At 64.3% G+C, this 22,481-nt stretch carries 22 protein-coding genes and 1 pseudogene; 6 read left to right on the forward strand and 17 right to left on the reverse strand.

The genetic code is table 11. The annotated features are described in order from the left end of the window. Window position 1 precedes the first annotated feature (1 nt). Genes BMF89_RS03665 through BMF89_RS03695 form a run of 7 tightly spaced genes read right to left on the reverse strand, consistent with a single transcriptional unit; the run spans window position 2 to window position 7,856 of the window. On the reverse strand, window positions 2-838 hold the full coding sequence (locus BMF89_RS03665) for a CoA ester lyase (RefSeq protein ID WP_078105713.1): 837 nt from the start codon (window positions 836-838) through the stop codon (window positions 2-4). Beyond that, window positions 835-1,368 (reverse strand): MaoC family dehydratase, encoded by a 534-nt coding sequence (locus tag BMF89_RS03670; protein WP_078105714.1) that lies wholly within the window; start codon window positions 1,366-1,368, stop codon window positions 835-837. The genes BMF89_RS03665 and BMF89_RS03670 overlap by 4 nt, the downstream gene beginning before the upstream one ends. Further along, window positions 1,365-2,117 (reverse strand): CoA transferase subunit B, encoded by a 753-nt coding sequence (locus BMF89_RS03675; RefSeq protein ID WP_078105715.1) that lies wholly within the window; start codon window positions 2,115-2,117, stop codon window positions 1,365-1,367. Before BMF89_RS03675 ends, BMF89_RS03670 begins: the two co-directional genes overlap by 4 nt. A 2-nt stretch (window positions 2,118-2,119) precedes the next feature. Continuing rightward, window positions 2,120-2,887 (reverse strand): CoA transferase subunit A, encoded by a 768-nt coding sequence (locus tag BMF89_RS03680; RefSeq protein ID WP_078105716.1) that lies wholly within the window; start codon window positions 2,885-2,887, stop codon window positions 2,120-2,122. Between the two features lie 19 nt (window positions 2,888-2,906). Continuing rightward, a complete protein-coding gene (locus tag BMF89_RS03685; RefSeq protein WP_078105717.1) occupies window positions 2,907-4,070 on the reverse strand; it encodes an acyl-CoA dehydrogenase family protein in 1,164 nt (387 codons plus the stop codon). Window positions 4,071-4,072: 2 nt separating this feature from the next. After that, entirely contained in the window at window positions 4,073-6,244 is a 2,172-nt protein-coding gene (locus tag BMF89_RS03690; protein ID WP_078105718.1) for a biotin carboxylase N-terminal domain-containing protein, read from the reverse strand. Window positions 6,245-6,248: 4 nt separating this feature from the next. Further along, the gene (locus tag BMF89_RS03695) at window positions 6,249-7,856 is read right to left on the reverse strand and encodes a carboxyl transferase domain-containing protein (RefSeq protein WP_078105719.1); all 1,608 of its coding nucleotides are present in this window, start codon (window positions 7,854-7,856) and stop codon (window positions 6,249-6,251) included. A gap of 150 nt (window positions 7,857-8,006) precedes the next feature. Here BMF89_RS03695 and BMF89_RS03700 point away from each other — a divergent pair, with 150 nt between their 5' ends. Next, a complete protein-coding gene (locus BMF89_RS03700; RefSeq protein WP_078105720.1) occupies window positions 8,007-8,660 on the forward strand; it encodes a TetR/AcrR family transcriptional regulator in 654 nt (217 codons plus the stop codon). A 93-nt stretch (window positions 8,661-8,753) separates the two neighbouring features. Here BMF89_RS03700 and BMF89_RS03705 read toward each other — a convergent pair whose 3' ends face one another. Genes BMF89_RS03705 through pdhA form a run of 3 tightly spaced genes read right to left on the reverse strand, consistent with a single transcriptional unit; the run spans window position 8,754 to window position 12,336 of the window. Continuing rightward, entirely contained in the window at window positions 8,754-10,199 is a 1,446-nt protein-coding gene (locus BMF89_RS03705) for a dihydrolipoamide acetyltransferase family protein (protein ID WP_078105721.1), read from the reverse strand. Beyond that, the gene (locus BMF89_RS03710; RefSeq protein ID WP_078105722.1) at window positions 10,196-11,206 is read right to left on the reverse strand and encodes an alpha-ketoacid dehydrogenase subunit beta; all 1,011 of its coding nucleotides are present in this window, start codon (window positions 11,204-11,206) and stop codon (window positions 10,196-10,198) included. The genes BMF89_RS03705 and BMF89_RS03710 overlap by 4 nt, the downstream gene beginning before the upstream one ends. Next, window positions 11,206-12,336 (reverse strand): pyruvate dehydrogenase (acetyl-transferring) E1 component subunit alpha, encoded by a 1,131-nt coding sequence (gene pdhA, locus BMF89_RS03715; RefSeq protein WP_139359528.1) that lies wholly within the window; start codon window positions 12,334-12,336, stop codon window positions 11,206-11,208. The genes BMF89_RS03710 and pdhA overlap by 1 nt, the downstream gene beginning before the upstream one ends. Window positions 12,337-12,567: 231 nt before the next feature. Between pdhA and BMF89_RS03720 the strand changes: the two genes are divergently transcribed. The 4 genes from BMF89_RS03720 (at window position 12,568) to BMF89_RS03735 (ending at window position 15,089) form a co-directional block, all read left to right on the forward strand. Beyond that, window positions 12,568-13,053: an Lrp/AsnC family transcriptional regulator gene (locus tag BMF89_RS03720; protein ID WP_078105724.1), complete on the forward strand. Its 486-nt coding sequence runs from the start codon at window positions 12,568-12,570 to the stop codon at window positions 13,051-13,053. A 125-nt stretch (window positions 13,054-13,178) separates the two neighbouring features. Next, window positions 13,179-13,931 carry a hypothetical protein gene (locus tag BMF89_RS22335; protein ID WP_253190685.1) on the forward strand — a complete coding sequence of 251 codons (753 nt, stop codon included), beginning with the start codon at window positions 13,179-13,181 and terminating at the stop codon, window positions 13,929-13,931. Window positions 13,932-14,059: 128 nt separating this feature from the next. Beyond that, window positions 14,060-14,473: a DUF4383 domain-containing protein gene (locus tag BMF89_RS03730; RefSeq protein ID WP_078105726.1), complete on the forward strand. Its 414-nt coding sequence runs from the start codon at window positions 14,060-14,062 to the stop codon at window positions 14,471-14,473. 28 nt (window positions 14,474-14,501) lie between these two features. Then, complete coding sequence (locus BMF89_RS03735; RefSeq protein WP_253190686.1) at window positions 14,502-15,089, forward strand: hypothetical protein; 588 nt, start codon at window positions 14,502-14,504, stop codon at window positions 15,087-15,089. Between the two features lie 119 nt (window positions 15,090-15,208). On the opposite strand, the gene BMF89_RS03740 is transcribed toward BMF89_RS03735, so the two are convergent. The 6 genes from BMF89_RS03740 to rpsB form a co-directional block, all read right to left on the reverse strand. Beyond that, the gene (locus BMF89_RS03740; protein ID WP_078105727.1) at window positions 15,209-15,793 is read right to left on the reverse strand and encodes a DivIVA domain-containing protein; all 585 of its coding nucleotides are present in this window, start codon (window positions 15,791-15,793) and stop codon (window positions 15,209-15,211) included. A 21-nt stretch (window positions 15,794-15,814) separates the two neighbouring features. Continuing rightward, window positions 15,815-16,738 (reverse strand): phosphatidate cytidylyltransferase, encoded by a 924-nt coding sequence (locus BMF89_RS03745; protein WP_078105728.1) that lies wholly within the window; start codon window positions 16,736-16,738, stop codon window positions 15,815-15,817. After that, a complete protein-coding gene (gene frr / locus BMF89_RS03750; RefSeq protein WP_078105729.1) occupies window positions 16,738-17,295 on the reverse strand; it encodes a ribosome recycling factor in 558 nt (185 codons plus the stop codon). The genes BMF89_RS03745 and frr overlap by 1 nt, the downstream gene beginning before the upstream one ends. Before the next feature lie 102 nt (window positions 17,296-17,397). Then, window positions 17,398-18,135, reverse strand: coding sequence for a UMP kinase (gene pyrH / locus BMF89_RS03755; protein WP_059387847.1), 738 nt, complete (start codon window positions 18,133-18,135; stop codon window positions 17,398-17,400). Window positions 18,136-18,281: 146 nt separating this feature from the next. Further along, a complete protein-coding gene (gene tsf, locus BMF89_RS03760; RefSeq protein WP_078105730.1) occupies window positions 18,282-19,118 on the reverse strand; it encodes a translation elongation factor Ts in 837 nt (278 codons plus the stop codon). A 120-nt stretch (window positions 19,119-19,238) separates the two neighbouring features. After that, window positions 19,239-20,117, reverse strand: coding sequence for a 30S ribosomal protein S2 (gene rpsB, locus BMF89_RS03765; RefSeq protein WP_078105731.1), 879 nt, complete (start codon window positions 20,115-20,117; stop codon window positions 19,239-19,241). A gap of 435 nt (window positions 20,118-20,552) precedes the next feature. On the opposite strand from rpsB, the pseudogene BMF89_RS03770 reads away from it, so the two are divergent. Next, window positions 20,553-21,086, forward strand: a pseudogene (locus tag BMF89_RS03770) (M23 family metallopeptidase); the annotation flags it as partial. Between the two features lie 51 nt (window positions 21,087-21,137). On the opposite strand, the gene BMF89_RS03775 reads toward BMF89_RS03770, so the two are convergent. Further along, the gene (locus BMF89_RS03775; RefSeq protein ID WP_078105732.1) at window positions 21,138-22,328 is read right to left on the reverse strand and encodes an acyl-CoA dehydrogenase family protein; all 1,191 of its coding nucleotides are present in this window, start codon (window positions 22,326-22,328) and stop codon (window positions 21,138-21,140) included. Window positions 22,329-22,481 lie beyond the last annotated feature (153 nt).

Here is a 22,481-nt window from a genome sequence, read left to right on the forward strand (position 1 = left end):
TTCAGGAAAGCCGGGCCCTGCGCAACGTGGATTCGGCGTGTTTCAGGATGGGACCGTCCACCATTTTGCCTTTGTATTGGAACACGCCCGTTCCAGCCGCGGCCGCAGCGTCAAGCAGGTCCCGGGCCCCGGCGACGGCCTCGGGCGACGGCGCATAGGCTTCGCGGACGACGGCAACCTGGTTCGGGTGGATGCAGGCCTTCGCACCGAACCCGCTGGCCACGGCGTCGGCTGACTCCGCGGCCAGCCCGGCAAGATCGGGAATGTCGACGTAGACCGAGTCGATCGCTTCCTTGCCTGCGGCTTTGGCCGCGAGCAGCACCGTGGACCGCGAGTGCATTGCGACGGCCCGGTAGCCGCCGTCGTGCTTGCGGCTGGAGGTGCCGCCCATGGAGGCGATCAGGTCCTCGGCGCCCCACATCAGTCCGACAACGTTGGGGGCCTGGGCGATCTCAGCCGCGTTGACGATTCCTTTGGCCGTCTCGCAGAGGGCGATGACGTGGTATCCCTCGAGTGCTTTCAGCTGTTCACCGGTCTCGGCCTTCGCCAGCATGACGGTGCGGTAGGGAGTATGCGCGAGGCAGTGCAGGTCCTTCTCGAAGTCCGGGGTGCCGACCGGATTGACGCGCACAATCGTGCGGCTCGGGTCGAGTTCGGCCGTCTCGCCGCCGGAGCCGAGCTGGGCGAGGATGGCGCCCCTCGCCCGCTTCTTGTCTGCGGGGGCGACGGCGTCCTCGAGGTCCACGATGACGGCGTCGGAACGTTCAGCGGCCTTTTGGAACCGCTCCGGACGGTCGGCGGGGCAGAAAAGCAAAGCGGGGCCCATGGTGAAGGTCATGTATTGATTGTCCCCTGTTGTGCCTCCAGATGCGCGGTCCGGCTCCACATGAGGCAGGCCCGCGTGGCCAGCGCCACAACCGTCCCGTCCTGGTTGCGGCCGGTGTGTTTCATGGTCACCACGCCCTGCCCGGGACGCGACGACGACTCCCGTTTCCCGGTGATGACAGTCTCCGTGTAGAGGGTGTCACCGTGGTAGAGCGGGTGCGGGAATGAGACGTCCGTGAGGCCCAGTTGGGCAATGATGGTGCCTTGGGTCAGTTGCGTCACGGACTGTCCCACCATGGTGGACAAGGTGAACATCGAGTTCATAAGCCTCTGGCCGAAGGGCTGCTTCGCGCTCCACGCCGCGTCCAGGTGCAATGCTTGCGTGTTCATGGTCAGCGTGGTGAACAGGACGTTGTCCGTTTCGGTGACGGTCCGCCCGGGCCGGTGGGCGTACACGACGCCTTCCTCGAGTTCGTCGAAGTACAGGCCCCGCTGCTCGACAATGCGGGGTTCGGCGACTCCGGATTCGGAGACGTTGGTCATACAGTCAGCTCCTGGTCCTCTTCGAAGAGTTCGACGCCGGTCGCGGCGGCCACGTCTTCGGCGGAGACATTCGGGGCCAATTCGCGCAGGACGAGCCTCGATGCCCCGCCTTCGGACACGACGTCGATCACGGCGAGGTCGGTGATGATCCGGTCCACGCAGCCCTTCCCCGTGACGGGCAAGGAGCATTCCTTGACGATCTTGGGCTTGCCGTTGCGGTCCACGTGCTCCATCATCACGATCACCCGCTTCGCGCCGAACACCAGGTCCATGGCGCCGCCCATGCCCTTGACCATTTTGCCCGGAACCATCCAGTTGGCCAGGTCCCCGTTGGCCGCGACCTCCATCGCGCCCAGCACGGCGACATCCACATGGCCGCCACGGATCATACCGAACGACGTAGCCGAGTCGAAGAACGCGGCACCCGCGTTGACAGTGACCGTTTCCTTGCCGGCGTTGATCAGATCGGGATCCACTTGATCGTCGGCGGGATAGGGGCCCACGCCCAGGATCCCGTTCTCGGAATGCAGGATCACCTCGACGCCTTCGGGAATGTAGTTGGGAATCAGGGTGGGCATGCCGATCCCGAGGTTGACGTATTGCCCGTTGCTCAGTTCGCGGGCTACGCGGGCGGCCAGTTCGTTCCGCGTCCACCCTTTGCCCTCGTGGTGTTCGACGCCGGCGCGGCGGTACTCGTGCCTGACGGTCTCGGGACGCGGCGGCACATCCTGGGTGATGTTCGATTCCATGGCTACGCTCCTGCCTGTCGGGTCAACGCGACCGTCCGCTTCTCGATGCGCTTCTCGGTGTCCGGCGCCACCACGACCCGCTGGACGAAGATGCCCGGGGTGTGGATGTGCTGCGGATCGAGTTCGCCGGGTTCCACGAGTTCTTCGACCTCGGCGATGGTGATCCGTGCCGCCATGGCGCAGAGTGGATTGAAGTTCATGGCCGTCGCGTGGAAGACAAGGTTCCCGTGGCGGTCGCCCTTCCAAGCGTGGACCAGTCCGAAATCGGGCGTCAGGGATTCCTCCAGGACATAGTCCGCCCCGTTGAAGGTGCGCACTTCCTTGGGTGAGGAAGCGATCGCCACGCTGCCGTCGGCGTCGTACTTTTGCGGAAGTCCGCCCTCCGAGACCTGTGTCCCGACGCCGGCCGCCGTGAAGAAGGCGGGGATGCCGGCGCCGCCGGCGCGCAGTTTCTCGGCGAGAGTACCTTGCGGGGTGAGGACCACCTCGAGTTCACCGGCGAGGTACTGGCGTGCGAACTCCTTGTTCTCACCGACATAGGAGCTGATGGTCCGGCGGATACGCCCGTCCCTCAGCAGGATGCCCAGGCCCCAGTCGTCCACGCCGCAGTTGTTGCTGACGGTTTCAAGGTCCTTGGTGCCTTGATCGTGGAGCGCATCGATCAGCGCCACCGGGATACCGCACAAGCCGAACCCGCCGACGGCGAGAGAGGCGCCGTCGTGGATGTCCTTCACCGCTTCCGCGGCGCTGGCAACAACTTTGTCAATCATCGTTTACCTTCCCTGACGGTTAAAGGCCCAGCTCGCGGGCGATGAGCATCAACTGGACCTCGGTGGTGCCTTCCCCGACTTCCAGGATCTTGGAGTCGCGGTAGTGGCGCGCCACCGTGAATTCGTTGATGAAGCCATAGCCGCCGAACACCTGGGTGGCGTCCCGCGCGTTGTCCATGGCTGCCTCGCCTGCGACCATCTTAGCGATGGCCGCTTCGGTCTTGAACGGCTTGCCTGCCAGCATCCTCGCGGCCGCATCGAAGTAGGCCAGGCGTGCCGTGTGGGCCCGTGCCTGCATGCGCGCGATCTTGAACTGGATGGCCTGGTACTTGCCGATGTTCTGTCCGAAGGCCATGCGTTCCTTGGCGTATTTCACGGACAAATCGACGCAGCCCTGGGCAGCGCCAGTGGCGAGCGCGGCGATGGCGATGCGGCCTTCGTCCAGGATGGACAGGAAGTTGGCGTAGCCGCGTCCCCGGACGCCGAGCAGGTTTTCTTCGGGCACCCGCACGTTGTTCAGGGTCAGCGGGTGGGTGTCGGAGGCGTTCCAGCCCACCTTGTTGTAGGCCTTTTCGGCGGTGAAACCGGGCGTGTCGGTGGGAACCAGGATGGTGGAGATTTCCTTTTTGATGCTCCCGTCCTTGCGTTCGTGCTGCCCGGTGACGGCGGTGACGGTGACGAGCCGGGTGATGTCGGTCCCGGAGTTGGTGATGAACTCCTTGTTGCCGTTGATGACCCAGCGGCCGTCCTCGAGGTGGGCGTTCGTCTTGGTGCCTCCGGCGTCCGAGCCGGCTTCCGGCTCGGTCAGGCCGAAGCCTGCGAGCGCTTCGGCCGAGGTCAACCGGGGCAGCCAGTGTTCCTTCTGCTCCTGGGTGCCGAAGCGGTACACCGGCATGGCACCGAGCGATACGCCTGCCTCGAGGGTGATGGCCACGGACTGGTCCACCCGGCCCAGTTGTTCCAGCGCGAGGGCGAGCGCGAAATAGTCGCCGCCCATTCCGCCGAACTCTTCAGGGAAGGGCAGGCCGAAAAGGCCCATCTCGCCCATCTGCTTGACGACCTCGTACGGGAAGCTGTGTTCCTCGTCGTGCTTGGTGGATACGGGGGCCACTACCTCGTCGGCGAATTCCCGGACGGAGTCGCTCAGGTCCTGGTATTCCTCGGTGAGCTCAAAACTTGCCATGGCTAGACTTCCTCGTCTTTCTGGTTTTCTGCTGTAAGTTCAGGGTCCGGTTCCGCTGCGGCTTCGGAGGTGGGTTCCGCCAACACGTGGATGGTGGCGAGGACTTGATCGGCCTTCACGAGGTCCCCGGTTTTGCTGCTGAGGTGCACGGTGCCGGACACCGAGGCCACCAGTTGGTGCTCCATCTTCATCGCCTCCACGGAAAGGAGTACCTGGCCTGCTTCCACCTGGTCGCCGTTGTGCACCGAAACGGAGACGACGGTTCCCGGCATGGGAGACCGGACTTCGGGATCCGCGGCGCCTTCTTCGCGCTGGATGCCCGCCAGGATGCGTTGGATCCGGGTCTCGCGGTCCAGGATCTCCAAACGGCAGGACCAGCCGTCGCTGCCGAGCCACAGCTCGCGCGTCCCGGCCACCGGCGACGGTGAACCGTACGCGAAGGGGTGCTCGGCGCCGTCGAGCACCAGCACCGCATGCCCCGCGGATCCCGGACGCAGGGCGGCAGAATGCTCGACGCCGTCGTCCACCCGCGCCGTGAAGCCCGGCCCTTTCACCGTCAGCCCCACGGTGGCCAGGCCGCCGTCGGGACGTCCGATGGTGGCCTTCCACGGCGCGGGGGCGCCGACGCGCCATCCGTCGGCGGTGTTCCAGGGTGCTCCCGTTCCGGCAGGAGCCGGTTCCGAGCGGGTGAGCAGTTCTGTCCGGTTGAGCAGCTCTGTCCGGTTGAGCAGTTCTGTCCGGTTGAGCAGCGCGGCGGCGATCAACTCGACGTCGCCCGCTTGACGGAATTCCAACCCGTCCAGTTTGCGCTCGATCAAGCCGGTGTCGAGGCGTCCGGCGCGGACGTCGTCGTCGTTGACCAGGAGCCGCAGGTACTCGACGTTCGTGTGCACACCCAGCAGCGCGTAGTCCCCCAGCGCGTGGTCAAGGGTGTCCAACGCCGCCTTGCGGTCCGGTCCCCACGCAATGACCTTGGCGAGCATGGGATCGTAATCGCCGGTGACGGTCAGTCCCGGAAGCATGGCCGAGTCGACGCGGACGTGCGGATCGTTGCTTGCCCGTTCCCGGAGCGTCACGATCTCGCCGATGGACGGCAGGAAACCGCGTTCGGGAACCTCCGCGTAGACGCGTGCCTCCACCGCGTGGCCGTCAAGCACGACGTCGGACTGTGCCACCGTGAGGACCTCACCTGCGGCGACGCGCACTTGCCATTCGACCAGATCGATGCCCGTGACCATTTCCGTGACCGGGTGCTCCACCTGGAGGCGGGTGTTCATCTCCATGAAGAAGAAGTGCTCCGGATCCTCGTCCGAGACCAGGAACTCCACCGTGCCCGCACCGCTGTAGTTGACGCTTCGGGCAGCCTGGCAGGCTGCCTCACCGATCCGCGCCCGGACCTCGGCGCCGTTCGCGAGCGACTCCAGCAAGGGGGACGGTGCTTCCTCGATCACCTTTTGGTGTCGGCGCTGGAGCGAACACTCGCGCTCGCCGAGGTGTATGACGTTGCCGTGGTTGTCGGCGAGGACCTGGACTTCGATGTGCCGGGGCGTTTGGATGAGCCGCTCGAGGAAGAGGGTGTCATCGCCGAAGGCGCTCGCCGCCACGCGGCGGGCCGTCACCAGGGTCGCCGCCATGTCCTCCAGCCGCTCCACGATGTGCATGCCTTTGCCGCCGCCTCCTGCCGAGGGCTTGATCAGCAGGGGGAAGCCGACGCCGGGCGCCGCGTCGATCAGTTCCTCGTCACTCAGGCCGGGTTCGGCGATCCCCGGAACGCAGGGGACGCCGTAGGACATGACGTGGTTCTTGGAACGGATCTTGTCGCCCATGATCTCGATGGCGTCGATGCCGGGGCCGATGAACGCGATGCCGGCAGCGTCCAGGGCCTTGGCGAACTCCACGTTCTCGGCGAGGAATCCGTAGCCGGGGTGGACGGCTTGCGCGCCGCTTTGCAGGCAGGCCTCGATGATCGCGTCGATCCGGAGGTAGCTGTCAGCTGCCGCAGCAGTACCGATCCGGACGGCAGCATCGGCTTCGCGCACGTGGCGGGCTCCGGCGTCGGCGTCTGAATAGACCGCCACCGAACGGATGCCCATGGCCTTGAGGGTACGGATGACGCGGCAGGCGATCTCGCCGCGGTTGGCGACAAGTACGGTGTCGAAGGAGTTGATTGTCATGGGGTCACATCCGGAAGAGGCCGAAGGAGGTTTCCGGCAGGGATTGGCGGGAGACGGTATCGAGGGCCATGCCCAGGATGCGCCGGGTATCTGCGGGGTCGATGATGCCGTCGTCCCAGAGCCGGGCGGTGGAGTAGTAGGGACTGCCTTGATCCTCGTACTGCTGCTTGATGGGGGCTTTGAAGGCTTCCTCGTCCTCGGCGGACCATTCCTCGCCGCGGGCCTCGTACTGGTCGCGTTTGACGGTGGCCAGCACGCTGGAGGCCTGGTTCCCGCCCATGACCGAAATCCTGCTGGCCGGCCACATCCAGAGGAAGCGCGGCGAGTAGGCCCGGCCGCACATGGAGTAGTTTCCGGCGCCGAAGGAACCGCCGATTACCACGGTCAGCTTGGGCACGCGGGCGGTAGCCACGGCGGTGACCATCTTGGCGCCGTTCTTGGCGATGCCGCCGTGCTCGTAGTCCTTGCCCACCATGAAGCCGGAAAGGTTTTGCAGGAAGACCAGCGGGATGCCACGCTGGTCGCACAACTCGATGAAGTGCGCGCCCTTGAGGGCGGACTCGCTGAACAGCACACCGTTGTTGGCGACGATACCCACGGGGTGGCCATGGAGCTTCGCGAATCCGGTCACCAGGGTGGTGCCGTAGTTCCTCTTGAACTCATGGAACCTGGAGCCGTCCACCAGGCGGGCGATGACTTCGTGGACGTCGTACTGGGCGTTGACGTCCGTGGGAACGGCTCCATAGATCTCGGCCGGGTCCACCACGGGCTCGACGGCGGTGTCCACGTCCCATGCCGGGGCCGCCGGCTGGGGCAGGGTGGCGACGATGTCGCGGACGATCTGCAGGGCATGCTCGTCGTTTTCGGCGAGGTGGTCCGTCACGCCGGAAATCCGCGAGTGGACGTCGCCGCCTCCGAGTTCCTCGGCCGTAACGATTTCACCGATGGCGGCCTTCACGAGGGGCGGCCCGCCCAGGAAGATGGTGCCTTGGTTGCGGACAATGACGGTCTCGTCGCTCATGGCGGGAACGTAGGCGCCGCCGGCGGTGCAGGATCCCATGACGGACGCGATCTGCGGGATCTTTGCGGCGGACATCTTCGCCTGGTTGAAGAAGATCCGGCCAAAGTGCTCTTTATCCGGGAACACCTCGTCCTGCTTCGGCAGGAACGCTCCCCCGGAATCCACGAGGTAGACGCATGGCAGCTTGTTTTCCAGGGCGATTTCCTGGGCCCGGAGGTGCTTCTTCACTGTCATCGGGTAATACGTTCCGCCCTTGACCGTGGCGTCGTTCGAAACCACCATCACCTGGCGGCCGTGGACCAGCCCGATTCCCGCGATCACGCCGGCGCCCGGCGAGTCATCGTTGTACATCCCGTTGGCCGCCAAGGGGGCGATCTCCAGGAAAGGGCTTCCTTCGTCCAACAAGTAGTTGATCCGCTCGCGCGGCAACAGCTTGCCCCGGGAAATGTGCCGCTCACGCGACTTCTCCGGGCCGCCGAGCGCGGCCACGGCAAGGCGCTTCTTGAGCTCGTGTACCAGGGACAGCTGCGCTTCCGCGTTGGCCGCGAACTGGTCGCTGCTGGTATCCAGCTGGCTGGCGAGTGTCTCCATCGACTGTGTCCCATCCCGGCCCATGGCCATCTCAGTTAGTACCGCATAACTGGAATTTAGGTTAGTCTCTATTAACTGTGTTGTCCATCACCTCCGCACCGGGCCACCCCGGTGCCGGCGCCGAAGTGGACGCGTGCAAAAGGAGGAATTGTGGTCACCTTCCAACGGAGCTCCCAGCAGGACGGCCCTACCCCGCGGAGCCCCAAGCAAGAGAGCCCGACCCAGAGAAGCCAGGCCAAGGAAACACGGCGCAAGGCCCTCCTGACCGCCGCAGCCGGGTTGTTCGCCGCCGACGGTTTCAACCGCGTGTCCCTTGAGGACCTGGGTGCCGCGGCTGGAGTCAGCGGTCCTGCCGTGTACCGGCATTTCCCGGGAAAACAAGCCGTACTGGCCGAGTTGCTGTTGAGCGTGAGCCGGAACCTGCTCGACGGCGGACGCACCGTGGCGTCCGAGGCCCCCGACGCCGAAGCCGCGTTGCACGGACTGGTGGAGTTCCATGTGGACTTCGCCCTCAGCAATCCCGATGTCATCCGGGTCCAGGACCGCGACTTCAGCAACCTCAGCAACGCCGACCAGGCCGAAGTCCGCACACTGCAGCGCAATTACGTGGAACTGTGGGTGGGTGTGCTTGGCGAACTTCATCCGGAAACCGATCCTGCCGAACTCCGGGTCCGCGCCCACGCCGCCTTCGGCCTCATCAACTCGACGCCACACTCGGTCCGGCACCATGGACGACGCATGGCGGTCAAAACCGCGAGGCCCATCCTCGAACGCATGGCCCTCGCGGCCCTGACGGCGCGCTAACCTCCCGCGTGCCAGGCCCAACTAGCTCGCAGTTGTTGTCGTTCTGAGCGTTCAAAACGACAACAACTGCGAGTTAGTTGGGCCGGAGAACCGCTAGATCATCGTCATGACGGTGGCAGGGTCGGACAGGATCGCGCCCAGGTCGGCCAGGAACTTCGAGCCCTGTTCGCCGTCCACCAGCCGGTGGTCGAAGGACAGGCTCAGGGACATGACCTGGCGGACTGCGAGCTCGTCATTGTGCACCCACGGGGCCTTGCGCACCGATCCGAGCGCGACGATGGCAGCCTCGCCCGGGTTCAAGATGGGGGTGCCGGCGTCGATCCCGAACACGCCGATGTTCGTGATCGAGATAGTCCCGCCCGTCAGGTCTGCCGGGGAGGTCTTGCCCGAACGCGCCGTGTCCGTGAGAGCCGACAACGCCGTGGACAGTTCCAGCAGCGTCATCCGGTCCGCGTCTTTGATATTGGGAACAGTCAGGCCCCGCGGCGTGGCGGCGGCGATACCCAGGTTGACGTAGTTGAACTGCACGATCTCCTGTGCGCCTTCGTCCCAGCGGGAGTTCAGGCTCGGGTTCCTGCGGAGGGCAATCAACACTGCCTTGGCCGCGATGGTCAGCGGCGTGAGCTTGTACCCGGCAAATTCGCGGCTGGCCTTGAGCCGCGTCAGCAGTTCCATGGTCGGAGTGACGTCCACGGTGAGGAACTCCGTAACGTGCGGCGCCGTGAAGGCGCTTTGCACCATGGCGGCTGCCGTGAATTTCCGGACTCCCTTGATGGGCGTGCGCGTCTCGCGTTCAGTTGAAACCCCGACGGCGGACGCAGCGGCGGGGGCGACCTCGGGAGCCGAAACCTGCGCCTGGGACCCGGAAGCGAAGTCCTGGACGTCCGAACGGGTGATCAGGCCTCCCGGTCCGGTTCCTTTGACCAGCTCGAGGTCGATTCCGAGATCCCTCGCCAGCTTGCGGACCGGAGGCGTGGACCGTGGTCGTTCCTGCTCCGCTGAAGTCTCGCTTGCAACCGCGGGCGGTGCCGTAGTTTCGACGGTGGAAAAGGGCTCGACGGCGGGAGCGGGCCCGACGGCGGGAACGGGCTCCCGGACCGGCTCGCGTTCGGTGGCGCCCGCGTCAAAGCTCCGCTGGCGTCGGGCGGGGCGTCCGGACTTTTCGACGACGGCACCGTAGCCCACGAGGTTCGGCTCGCGCTTGGCCGCGCTCTCCGCCGGGCTCGGGGCGGCCCCGGGGGAAGCTCCCGCGTCGTAACCGCTAGCACCGGAAGGTGGGGCTCCGGCGTCGTCGACCTCAAAGGAGACGATCGGCTTGCCGACCTCCACAACGGAACCGGCCTGTTCGTGCAAGGCGGCGACGGTTCCGGCGAAGGGCGAAGGCAACTCAACTACGGCCTTGGCCGTCTCGACCTCGGCAATGACCTGGTTCAACGTCACGGTGTCCCCCACCGCGACTTTCCAGCTGAGAATTTCCGACTCGGTGAGTCCTTCACCGAGGTCGGGCAGCCTGAATTCCTTGATCATGGTGGCGCTCATCCTTCCAGCCCGCTCAGGGAGTTGCCGCGGCCGAGTGCGCGGTCCACACCGTCAAGGATCCTGTCCAGGTCCGGCAGGTGGTGCATCTCGAGCTTTGAGTACGGGTACGGGATGTCGAACCCGGTGATCCGGACCGGCGCCGCTTCAAGGTAGTTGAAGCAACGCTCGGTGATGCTGGCGGCGATTTCGGCGCCGAGCCCGCCGGACTGCGCAGCCTCATGCGTGATGACGAGCCTGCCGGTCTTGCGGACGGATGCCTCCACTGCCGGGAAGTCGATCGGAGCGAGCGAGCGCAGGTCGATGACCTCCACGGAGACCCCTTCGTCGGCGGCGGCCATGGCGGCGTCGTTCGCGGTCTTTACGAGCGGTCCGTACGTCACCAAAGTGACGTCGCTGCCTGGAGTGACCACCCTTGCCTTCTCCATGGACAGCGCCGTGGAAAGCTCCGCCGTCTCATCCACTTCTCCCTTGTCGTGGTAGCGGCGCTTGGGTTCGAAGTAGAGCACCGGGTCGTCCGAGGCGATGGCCTGTTGGATCATGGTGTAGGCGTCCTGCGGGTTGGAGACGCTGATGACGCGGAGTCCCGAGGTGTGCGTGAAGTAGGCTTCCGGGGACTCGGAGTGGTGCTCGGGCGAACCGATTCCGCCGCCGAAGGGAACCCGGATGGTGATGGGCATCTTGACGCGGCCCTGGGTCCTGTAATGCATCTTGGCTACTTGGCTGACGATCTGGTCGAATGCCGGGTAGATGAAGCCATCGAATTGGATTTCGCAGACCGGCCGGTAGCCGCGGTAGGCCAGTCCGACGGCGGTGCCGATAATCGCGGATTCGGCCAAGGGAGTATCAACCACCCGGTGTTTGCCGAAGTCTTTCTGGAGGCCGTCGGTCACACGGAAAACGCCGCCGAGCGCTCCGATGTCCTCACCCATGAGGACAACTTTGGGATCGTTTTCGAGGGACTTGCGCAGGCCGGCGTTGATGGCGCGGGCGAAGGTCAGCTTGCTCATCAGAGGGCACCTTCCTGGGTTGATCCGCTGAAGCTTTCCAGATAGCGGGAGTAGTGGTCCTTCTGGCGTTCGATCCAGGAGTTGGGCGTGCTGTAGACGTGCTTGAAAAGGTCAAGGGGCGCGGGATCGGGCATGTTGATGACTCCTGCCCGCAGGTCCCTGGCCACCTCGTCCGCTTTGGCCTGGGTCTTGGCTTCGACTTCTTCCGTCAGGAGTCCCTTGGTCCGAAGGAGCGCCTTGAGCCGGGTAATCGGGTCCTTGGCTGCCCAGTCTTCAAGTTCATTGGCGTCGCGGTAACGGGTGGGATCATCTGCCGTCGTGTGCGGGCCCATGCGATAGGTCACCGCTTCGATGAAGGTCGGTCCGCCGCCGTTGCGGGCCCGGTCCAACGCAATGCGCGTGGCAGCCAGGACAGCCAGGACGTCGTTCCCGTCGACCCGCATGCTGGGGATTCCGAAGCCCGAAGCACGGTCGGCGATCTGGATGTGGGACTGAATCCGGACGGGTTCCGAGATTGCCCAGTGGTTGTTCTGGCAGATGAAGACCACGGGTACCTGGAAGCTCGCTGCGAAGACCATGGCCTCGTTGACATCGCCCTCGCTCGTGGCGCCATCGCCGAAGTAGGCAACTGCCACGGAGTCCGCTCCGTCGTACTGGATGCCCATCGCGTAGCCGGTTGCGTGCAGCGATTGCGAGCCGATGATGATCTGCTGGGTGGCGATGTTGTGGCGGTAGGGGTCCCAACCGGCCGAAGCGTTGCCGCGCCACGCGCGGACCAAATCCGTTGGCTCCACGCCGCGGCAGTAGGCAACGCCGTTGTCCCGATAGCTGGGGAAGACAAAGTCGTCGTCCCTGAGGGCCCTGCCGGAACCGATCTGGGAGGCTTCCTGGCCCAGCAGTGGCGGCCACAGGGCCAGCTCACCCTGACGCTGCAAGGCCGTGGCCTCGGCGTCGATGCGGCGGATGACCATCATGTCCTCGTACAGCGAGCACAGTTGTTCGTCCGTGACATCGCTGACCCAGAGATCGAACTCCGGGTGGCTGATGCGTTCCCCTTCCGGGGAAATCAGCTGGACCAGATCCCCGCCGGTCCGACGCGGGCTTGCTGCACTGATTCCGGGATTCGGCACCTTGTAGGCGTCCTGGCCGGGTTCGTCCGTCAACACAGTTGATCGCACCTTTCAGCTCGTGCTCGCAGGCCTTTGGAGGGACTTGTGATCCACCCGCGGGCCAGCATCCGGGCGTCGTCGCCTGGATTAATTGTGACCCTACTCACAATGCTCATTGGGTACAACCACCGTTGAAAATTCTGTGCATTCTGCCCTATCTGGATGGTAGGCACCGTGCTAACGTTGCGCATTATGCAAGCTTTAGATGGCACCGACACACGCCTGCTTTCGGCCATGGCGAAGGATCCCCGCGGCACGGTGGTGGCCTTGGCGCAGAAGCTGGGACTTTCCCGGAATACGGTCCAGGCACGGATGGCCCAGCTGGAAAAGAAGCATGCGTTCCTTTCCTTCGAACGGCGCATCAACCCGGCAGCCCTCGGCTACCCGCTCATGGCGTTCATCTCGGTGCATGTGCAGCAGCAGAAGCTTGGGCAGCTTGCCTTGGACCTCGCCGAAATCCCGGAAATCCTGGAGGGGTACGGGCTGACCGGTTCGGCTGACCTGCTGCTGCGGGTGGTGGCGCTCGACGCCGAGGATCTGTTCCGGATCAACGGCAAGATCCTTGCGTGCGACGGAGTGGAACGAACGGACACAGCCATGTCCATGGGCGAATTGATTCCTTTCCGAGTGCAGCCGTTGCTGAACCGGAATACCAAGAAGGCGCTCCGCACGGGCTGAGCCCTTGAATCCCCTTGCTCCTCGCTGGAATGTGCGATTTGATGCAGGTGGACGCCTAGGGGGCCGGCTGGCGGCTTCTGTCCGGTTGGCGGCGCAGGCCTGGTCGCCGGGAAGGGGAACCACCCGTGAGCACCCCGCAAGTACCGCCGCAGCCTGACCAGGACCCTCGGGCCGTCCCGCCGGCGTCGGGAGGCAAAGCACCGCGGCACGGCAACACGCCGCCTGAGGGCCCAACCGGCCAATACCCCGCCCCTTACGGCCGGCCAAGCCAGTTCGTCCAGCCGGGCCAGTTCACACCGCCGGGCCAGTATCCGGCTCCGGGCCAGTTCACACCGCCGGCGCAGTACCCCGCTCCCGGGCAGTACTCCGGCGCCTACTCCGGCCCCTACGCCCCGCCAGGGCAGGGGGCCTACCCTCCACACCCCTACGGGATGCCCGTCCCGCCGCCTGCTAAGAACCGAAAGCTCCTCTGGATCATTCTCGGAGCGGTGGCCGCGTTCCTCGCCCTTGTCATCGTGGGGGTCGTCGTTCTGGTCAACGTGGTGGGAAGTGCTACGAACAGGGCCCAGGCCGTCTCCGACGACTTCACCCGCCTGATCGTGAACGGCCAAAGCTCCCAGGCGTACGACCAGTACATGAACCCCGTGCTCACCCGAACCTTGACGAAGGACAAGTTCATTGCCGGCATTGCGGGTCTCGGGCTGGACAACACCTGCAGGCCCCATTACGACTCCGTAAACGTCGGTTCATTCAACGGCAACAACACCGCCGACGTTGTTGGAACCCTGCAGTGCCAAGGCAAAACCATTGACTTCAGGTACAACTTTGAGGGCAATGATTTGAAGATGGACGCCATCCGTCTCCAGCCGCAGGGATAACTCCGAAAAAATTCGTCCCATCCGACCCATCCATAGTGCCGGGGAGTCCGAATATCTGGTTGAGAGCCCCGTCCGGGGTTTCGAACACAGGCCGGATACAACCCCGGCCATACCGGAAGGTTTGGACCATGCGCACTTCGCCCAACCGCCTGATCGCCACCATCTTTGGCGCCGTCTACCTGCTCGTGGGTGTCGTTGGATTCTTCGTCACCTCGGGAATTGGATTCTTCGCAACCGAGGGTGCCAATCTGATCATCTTTGCGGTAAACCCCCTGCACAACATCATCCACCTCGCCATTGGCGCGGCCCTCCTCTACTCGGGCATGAACAGCACCGTTCTGTCCAAGACCGTCAACACCACCGTCGGCGCCGTCTACTTGCTCGTCGGCATCCTCGGACTGTTCCTCGTGGGCTCCGCACTGAACATCATTGCCCTTAACGGCGCAGACAACGTCCTGCACCTTGCCAGCGCTGTGGTTCTTCTCGGCATCGGCCTCTCGCAGGACAAGGTTCCGGCCACCACCGCCAGGGCCCACGTCTAAACACCTCGAAACCCGGAAGGAGCCGTCCGTGTCAGCTCAAGCTGCGACCCCCGTGTCAGCTCAGCCAACGACGTCCGTGGGACCCACCCTCGGGGCCTCCCTCACCTTGTTCTCGTGCTTTGCGGGAATGGGCGCGGGCCTCGTCGAGCTTTCCATCGCCTCGAGCTACATCTTGGGCCGGGGACCCCTGGTGTGGGCGGGCGGCCTCTTCGCGGTCTGGGGCCTGGCGCTGATCGCAAGCTCGATTGCCAGCCTCCAAAGGGGGCGGCTCCGGTTCCGTAAGCCAACAACCGCGGGCCTCCTCGCGGCCGTGCTGGTCCACGTCGGATTCCTGGTTGCCGGCATGGCCCAAAGGGTGCTCGACGGCGGGCATCTGGCGGCTCTTTTCCTGGTCCTGATGGCGCTGGGATCCTCCGCCTGGCTCGCCCGCAGGTTTCGCGACGACGTCGGGGGAACCGCCTCGGCTCCCCCACGTGCCGGTGCGCTTTTGGGGGCCGCCTTCGCTGCCGCCGTCGTCGTCGCGGCAATTACGACGCCGGGGCTCGCCGCCTCGGTGGCCGGAGCGCATGCCGTCCCGCACGGAGAGCACTCCCTGCCGGGCGTCCATAACCACTAAGCCTTAACCACAAAGACCTTTCCGCCCAGGCGGAAGCAGCAATCCCTCCCACACCGAGTGTGGGAGGGATTGCTGCATAAAGCGGTACCGCCCCGATTCCCGGGTGGGCCGGAGCTTGGCTAGTCGATGGCCGCCATGAGTTCGACCACCCGGTCGAGGAAAGCATCAACCTGCGCCTCTTCATAGCCGTCGCGACCGCGGGCCTCGGAGAAAGCTGCCCGGCGGACGTTGTCGACGCTCAGCGGCTTGTCGTTTTCCAGGTAACCGATCAGGGAGACACACAAGGCATCGACCTCGGCGATGTTGTAGCTGCGGGCGCGCTTCTTGTCCGGCCGGCGGAAACGTTCGCCATCTGGCCGGTGCAAACGGCCCCGCAGCACTCCGGAGAGTTTGCCGATCTTCAGCAACCAGGCTTCCTCGCCTTCGGCCGCTATCAGCTCGTCGCGTTCGCGCCGGGCGAAGGCGTCTTCAAGGCGGTCCAGTGCTGCGTCCACGGCAGTGGCGTCGTAGCCGCCTTTGACAGGATCAAACGAAACGGCGCGGACATCGCCGCTGCCGATCTTCTCCGATGCCTCGGCCCTGTTTTCGAACGACAACCGGGCGCGCTGGAAAAACTGGTCTACCTGCTTTGCGTTGTAGCCATACTTGCTGTGCGCCACGCGCTCAAATGCTGCGGGGATCTGGCGACGAATGTCCACTGCCACTGCTTTCCTTCTGGGTGGTTGTCAGGCGCCGCTCAACAGCGCGTAAAGAATAAATGCTGCCGGAGCCGCGAAGACGATCGAGTCGAGCCGGTCCATGACCCCGCCGTGTCCGGGCAGGATGCTGCTCATGTCTTTGACGCCAAGTTCCCGCTTGACCATGGATTCCGCGAGGTCCCCGGCGGTAGCCGCGGCAACCATGCCAACGGCAAGCACCACGCCGACCCACCAGGGCCGGTCCAGCACGAAGATGCTGGCGAGGACCCCGATCACCATGGCACCTGCCACCGAGCCGGCAAAACCTTCCCAGGTCTTCTTGGGGCTGATCTTGGGAGCCATCGGATGCTTGCCGAACAGCGAGCCGACGAGATACCCGAAAGTATCGTTGGACACCACCAGCAACAGCATCACAGCAATCTGCCAGGCACCCGCCGGAACCTGCCCGCCGGGCCACGGACCCGCCGTCGTCGCTCCCGTGCCGACATGGAGAGGCACGATGGCAAAGCTGATCAGGAAAGGGACCCAGGCAAGCGTGAAGATTCCTGAGAAGACGCTGCGCGGAGCTCCCGCAGCGCTTTCAAGGGACCGCCAGAGCAGAACGGCCGTGCTGCTCAGCACCATCGCGAAAAGGAGGCTCTCGGTGCCGCCGAAATAAGCCGCCAACGGCATCGCCACGGTACCGGTCAACACGGGGATGATCGGCATCCTGGTACCTTGGCCTTCGAGCGCACGGAAGATTTCCCACACACCGAGCACCGCGAACGCGGTGGTCAGCAGCACGAACCCGAGCGGCAGGAACAGCAGCCCTCCGAGGACGGCGAAGAGCATGGCGAGCCCGACGCCGATGGCGGCCGGAAGATTCCGGCCGGCCTTGGGCGTTGGGTTGCCTCGTTGGCGTCTGGCGCGTGTGGGGATTCCCTGCGCGGGCGCCGGCTCAGCCTCGCTCATCAGACCTCGAGCAGCTCGGCTTCCTTGCGCTTGAGGAGCTCATCGATACCGTCGACGTGGGCCTTCGTGATGGCGTCGAGTTCCTTTTCGCCACGGGCACCTTCGTCTTCTCCGGCTTCGCCGTCCTTGACGAGCTTGTCCAGGGCGTCCTTGGCTTTGCGCCGGATGCTTCGGATGGAAACCTTTGCGTCCTCACCCTTGCCCTTGACGATCTTGACGTATTCCTTGCGGCGTTCCTGGGTGAGCTCCGGGATGGTGATCCGGATGACGTTGCCGTCGTTGGACGGATTGGCGCCGACCTCGGAGTCGCTCAAGGCCCTTTCGATGTCGCGCATCGAGGTCTTGTCAAAGGGCGTGATCAGGATGGTCCTGGCGTCCGGAATAGCGAAGGAAGCGAGCTGCTGCAGCGGTGTGGGGGTGCCGTAGTATTCCACGATCACCTTGTTGTAGAGTCCGGGGTTCGCGCGACCGGTACGGATCGACGCGAAATCCTCCTTGGCTACCTCGACCGCCTTGTCCATCTTTTCCCCGGCTTCGAGCAAGGTTTCTTCGATCACGGTTTCTCCTCAGAAATAGTCGCGCCCCGGTCCACGGGCCGCAATGCACAATAAATTTCCGCCCCTGCGGGCGGAAGAGTCCTAGAAATATCCTAGCCCTTGCTAGGGGGTGACCAGAGTGCCCAGCTTTTCGCCGAGAATGGCCCGGGTGACGTTCCCTTCGCCTTCCATGCCGAAGACGACCATGGACAAATTGTTGTCCTTGCACATGGTCATGGCGGTCTGGTCCATGACGCGGATGTCGCGGCGCAGGGCCTCGTCGTAGCTGAGCTTTTCGAGCTTCTCGGCCGTGGGGTCCTTCTTGGGATCCGCGGTGTACACGCCGTCCACGCCGCTCTTTGCCATGAGCACGACGTCTGCATGCACTTCGAGGGCGCGCTGGGCGGCAACGGTGTCGGTGGAGAAGTACGGAAGGCCTGCGCCTGCACCGAAGATCACCACGCGGCCCTTCTCCATGTGGCGGATGGCACGGCGCGGAATGTAGGCCTCGGCAACCTGCCCCATGGTGATGGCGCTCTGGACGCGGGTCTCGACGCCGGCTTGCTCCAGGAAATCCTGCAGGGCCAGGCAGTTCATGACTGTGCCGAGCATACCCATGTAGTCGGCGCGGGAACGGTCCATGCCGCTCTGGGAAAGTTCGGCGCCGCGGAAGAAGTTTCCGCCTCCTACGACGATTGCCACCTCGACCTCGGAAACAGCTGCGGCGATTTGCTTGGCGATGGCGCGGACGGTTTCCGGGTCCACGCCAAGCTTTCCGCCGCCGATGACCTCGCCGGACAGCTTCAGCAGTACACGACGACGGGTCTTCTCCGGATGGATTGCAGTGTTCTCGGTTTCCATGGTGCCTTCCCGTTTGTGGACTCTGGCTAGATTATCTTGCTGGGGGCCGGGCAGAAAGCTGCCGGCTGTGGAGGCACTCGGTGCGGGCCTGCCGTTGCATGCAAAAGGGGCGGCCACCGAAGTGACCACCCCTTTTGTATGTCTAACTAGTTTCCGACGCGGAAACGGGCAACTGCGGTTGCCTTGACGCCGGCCTCTTCGAGGACCTGTGCAACGGTCTTCTTGGAGTCCTTGGCGAATGCCTGGTCCAAGAGAACTTCGCCCTTGTAGAAGCCCGTCACGCGGCCTTCGACGATCTTGGTGAGAGCGGCTTCCGGCTTGCCTTCGGCCTTGGCAGTCTCTTCGGCGATGCGGCGCTCGGACTCGACCAGCTCGGCCGGGACGTCTTCGCGGCTCAGGTAGTTCGGGGCCATGGCTGCAACGTGGACAGCGACGTCGTGGGCTGCGGTAGCAGCGGCGTCGCCCTCGCCCTCGACGGCGAACAGGACGCCGACCTGGGCCGGGAGGTCCTTGGAGGTCTTGTGCAGGTAAGCGTCAACCGTGCCGCCTTCAATGCGGGCGATGCGGCGGACAACAACCTTTTCGCCGAGAACGGCACCTTCTTCGACGACAACCTCGGAAAGGGGCTTGCCTTCGACGTCGATGGCCAGCAGGGTCTCGAGGTCGGCAGCGCCGGACTCGACGGCGACGGCCAGGACCTTGTCGGCCAGCTGGATGAACTTGTCAGCCTTGGCAACGAAGTCGGTCTCGCAGTTGACCTCGATCATTACGCCGACGCCGTCCGTGACCTTGGCTGCAACCAAGCCTTCGGCGGTGGAACGGCCTTCACGCTTCGTAGCGCCCTTGAGGCCCTTGATGCGGATGATCTCGATGGCCTTCTCGGCGTCGCCGTTGGCCTCGTCAAGAGCTTTCTTGACGTCCATCATGCCGGCGCCGGTGCGCTCGCGCAGGGCCTTGATGTCAGCAGCAGTGTAGTTCGCCATGTGAACCCCTCTGTCTAGAAATTTATGTGTTTACGGACTGACAGGACGGCAGCCCACCGGGTGGGCCGCCATCCTGTCAGTAGCTCCCCGCACCGAAATCAGCGCGGGAAAGGTCCGGATTTACTTGTCTGCTTCGGCTTCGCCGGCAGCAGCTTCGGTGGCCTCGGCAGCCGGGGCTTCAGCAGCTTCCGCAGCCGGGGCTTCGGCGGCCGGAGCTTCAGCAGCTTCAGCCTTGCTGCCTTCGAGGAGCTCGCGCTCCCACTCAGCCAGCGGCTCTTCCGGCGCCTCTGCAGCACCGGTTGCGCGCTGGTTACGGGCGATGAGGCCCTCGGCAACGGCGTCGGCAACCACGCGGGTCAACAGGTTTACGGAGCGGATGGCGTCGTCGTTGCCCGGGATCGGGAAGTCAACTTCGTCGGGGTCGCAGTTGGTGTCCAGGATGGCAACAACCGGGATGTTCAGCTTCTTGGCTTCGTCAACAGCCAGGTGTTCCTTCTTCGTGTCAACAACCCACAGAACGGAAGGAGCCTTGGTCAGGTTGCGGATACCACCGAGGTTGGTTTCCAGCTTGGTGAGCTCGCGCTTGAGGAGCAGGAGCTCCTTCTTCGTGTAGCCCGAGCCTGCAACGTCCTCGAAGTTGATCTCTTCGAGTTCCTTCATGCGCTGGATGCGCTTGGCAACAGTCTGGAAGTTGGTGAGCATACCGCCCAACCAACGCTGGTTGACGTACGGCTGGCCAACACGGGTAGCCTGCTCAGCGATTGCTTCCTGAGCCTGCTTCTTGGTGCCGACGAACAGGACGGTGCCGCCGTGGGCGACAGTAGCCTTGACGAACTCGAAAGCGCGGTCGATGTAGGACAGCGACTGCTGAAGGTCAATGATGTAGATGCCGTTGCGCTCCGTGAAGATGAATCGCTTCATCTTCGGGTTCCAACGACGGGTCTGGTGTCCAAAGTGGACGCCGCTGTCAAGCAGCTGGCGCATAGTTACGACGGGCATGCCGACGCTCCTTCCGGCAGGTCATTCATGAGAGCGCCACACGGGCCACTCTTACCCTGCCAATAGTTGACGGTTAATTAGCCGGACCCGAACGGGCCGTGGCTCCTGGCATCCATTGCACTTCCCATCCGGCCAATGACTCGCCGGACCGCAAGAGGCACAATCCTCCGCAGCGTTGAATCCGCGAGGATTCGCAATTGGAGGGTTGGATACGCGTAGTCAGCCTGCAGCCCCCGCGCGACTGAATGAGAAGCGCTTCTGAACAAGCCTGAGGGCACAGCAAACTGCTCCACCAAGTGTACTACAGCGCCTTCAGCCTCATGACCGCCGTCGCGCGATCGTAAGGGTCCGTTCTTCGGCGGATTTTCCGCCTGGTTTTCCACATAGCCAGGCTGGCGCCTTTCGGGACGCGCCACCCCAACGAAGGCTTGTTACGTGAGAACCGCACATCTACCGGCCTACGTTCTTTTGCTCGTTGCCCTCGGCCTTTTGCCCGTTGTCCTCGGCGCGGCGCCTGCCGTTGCATCGCCGCCGTCGGGCCCGCCAGTCCAGTCCGGGACCGGCCCGGACTGGGCGTGGCCCCTCTCCCCCAGGCCCACCGTTCTGCGTGGGTTCGATCCTCCGGACAAGCCGTGGTTGAGCGGGCACCGCGGCGTGGATTTACAAGCAACCGACGACGGCGCAACGGTCGCCGCCCCCGCTGGCGGCACTGTGGGCTTCGTGGGCGTCGTGGTGGACCGGCCGGTGATCACCATCGACCACGGGAACGGGCTGCGGAGCAGCTTTGAGCCCGTCGACAGCGAACTCGAAGAAGGCGCACCCGTGGCCACGGGCCAAGCCATCGGCGTCGTCAGAGCCGGCCACTGCGCGGGATCTCCGTGCGTCCATTGGGGAGTTCGGTCCGGGGAGGACTATGTGGACCCGCTTGCCTTCGTCACGGATCTCCGGCCGTCAGTGTTGCTGCCTCTGGACGATTGGTTGGCGCTGGACGAGCTGCGCGTGCTGCAAGATTTACCGCCGCTAGACGATGGCGGAAATCCCGGTGATGGCCCGCCCCGTGACAAGGGTGTTGATTTCGTGGGTGCCTTCGTAGGAGTAGATAGCCTCGGCGTCGGCGAAGATCTTGGCCATCTCGTAGTCCGTGACAATGCCGTTGCCACCGAGGATTCCCCTTCCCAGGGCTACGCTCTCGCGCATGCGGGCCGTGGTGAAGGCCTTCGCCAGCGCGGATTGCTCGTCCTTGGCGACGCCGGCATCCTCAAGCTGCGCGAGACGGACCATCATGCCCATGGAACTGACGGTGTTGCCCAGGATCTGCACGAGTTGTTGCTGCACCAATTGGAACGATGCCAGGGGCCTCCCGAACTGCATCCGTTCAACCGCGTAGCGGCGGGCAACGTCGAACGCCGCAAGCTGCTGGCCCACAGCCTGCCACGCGACCGAAAGCCGGGTGACTTTCAGGACCTTGTTGGTGTCCCTGAAGCTGTTCGCATTGGCCAGTTTGAAGAAGTCCGGAACCACCACGTTTTCAAGGGTGATATCGGCATTCTGGACGGTCCGCAGCGAGATCTTGTTCTCGATCTTGCTGGCCTTGAATCCGGGGAGGCCCGTGTCCACCAGGAAGCCCTTGACCTGATTGTCGGCGAGGTCGCGGGCGAAGACCACAACCCAGTCCGAGAAGGTGGCGTTGCCGATCCAGCGCTTCGCCCCGTTGAGGATCCAGTTGTCGCCGTCGCGGCGCGCAGTGGTCCGGGTGCCGCCTGCGACGTCCGAGCCGCCCAACGGCTCGGTCAGTCCAAAGGCGCCGATCTTCTTGAGGGAGTAGACGTCCGGCAGCCAGGCTTCTTGTTGCTCCCGGGATGCCAAGGCCTCGATGGAACCAGTGAACAAGCCGTCGTGGACGCCCATGAACGTGGCAATCGAGGCATCGGCGCGCGTTGCTTCTGCGTGGACAAGGCCAGCGAACACGTTGGAATAGCCTTGCCGCCTCACCGGGCTGACTAGGTCAATCTCAGCCAGCTTGGGAATCAGGTCCATCGGGAATTCCCCCCGGTTCCAGCAATCAACGGCAATCGGCTTGACTTCACGGGACAGGAAAGTCCGGATCTCGGCCAGCCGGTCTTGTTCCTTGCCCGTAAGCAGTTGCTCAAATCCATAGAAGTCGCCGTCGGCGTATGGGAGATTCTCGAGGTCGATTGCTGCCTTGGACATGGCGCTCCTTCGCGTAAGTTACTGGTGAGTAACTTACAGCAAGGGCGGGGCCACCACAAGCAACCCGGCGCACACCTTTGTGCAGGTCTAGCCGCTCTCGTCACACTCGGGGAATTGATGCCGGGATTCGATCCTTGTGATCCTCTTGGCCGA

The organism is Arthrobacter sp. SRS-W-1-2016 (assembly GCF_002009585.1).
Classification (GTDB): Bacteria; Actinomycetota; Actinomycetes; order Actinomycetales; family Micrococcaceae; genus Arthrobacter; species Arthrobacter bambusae_A.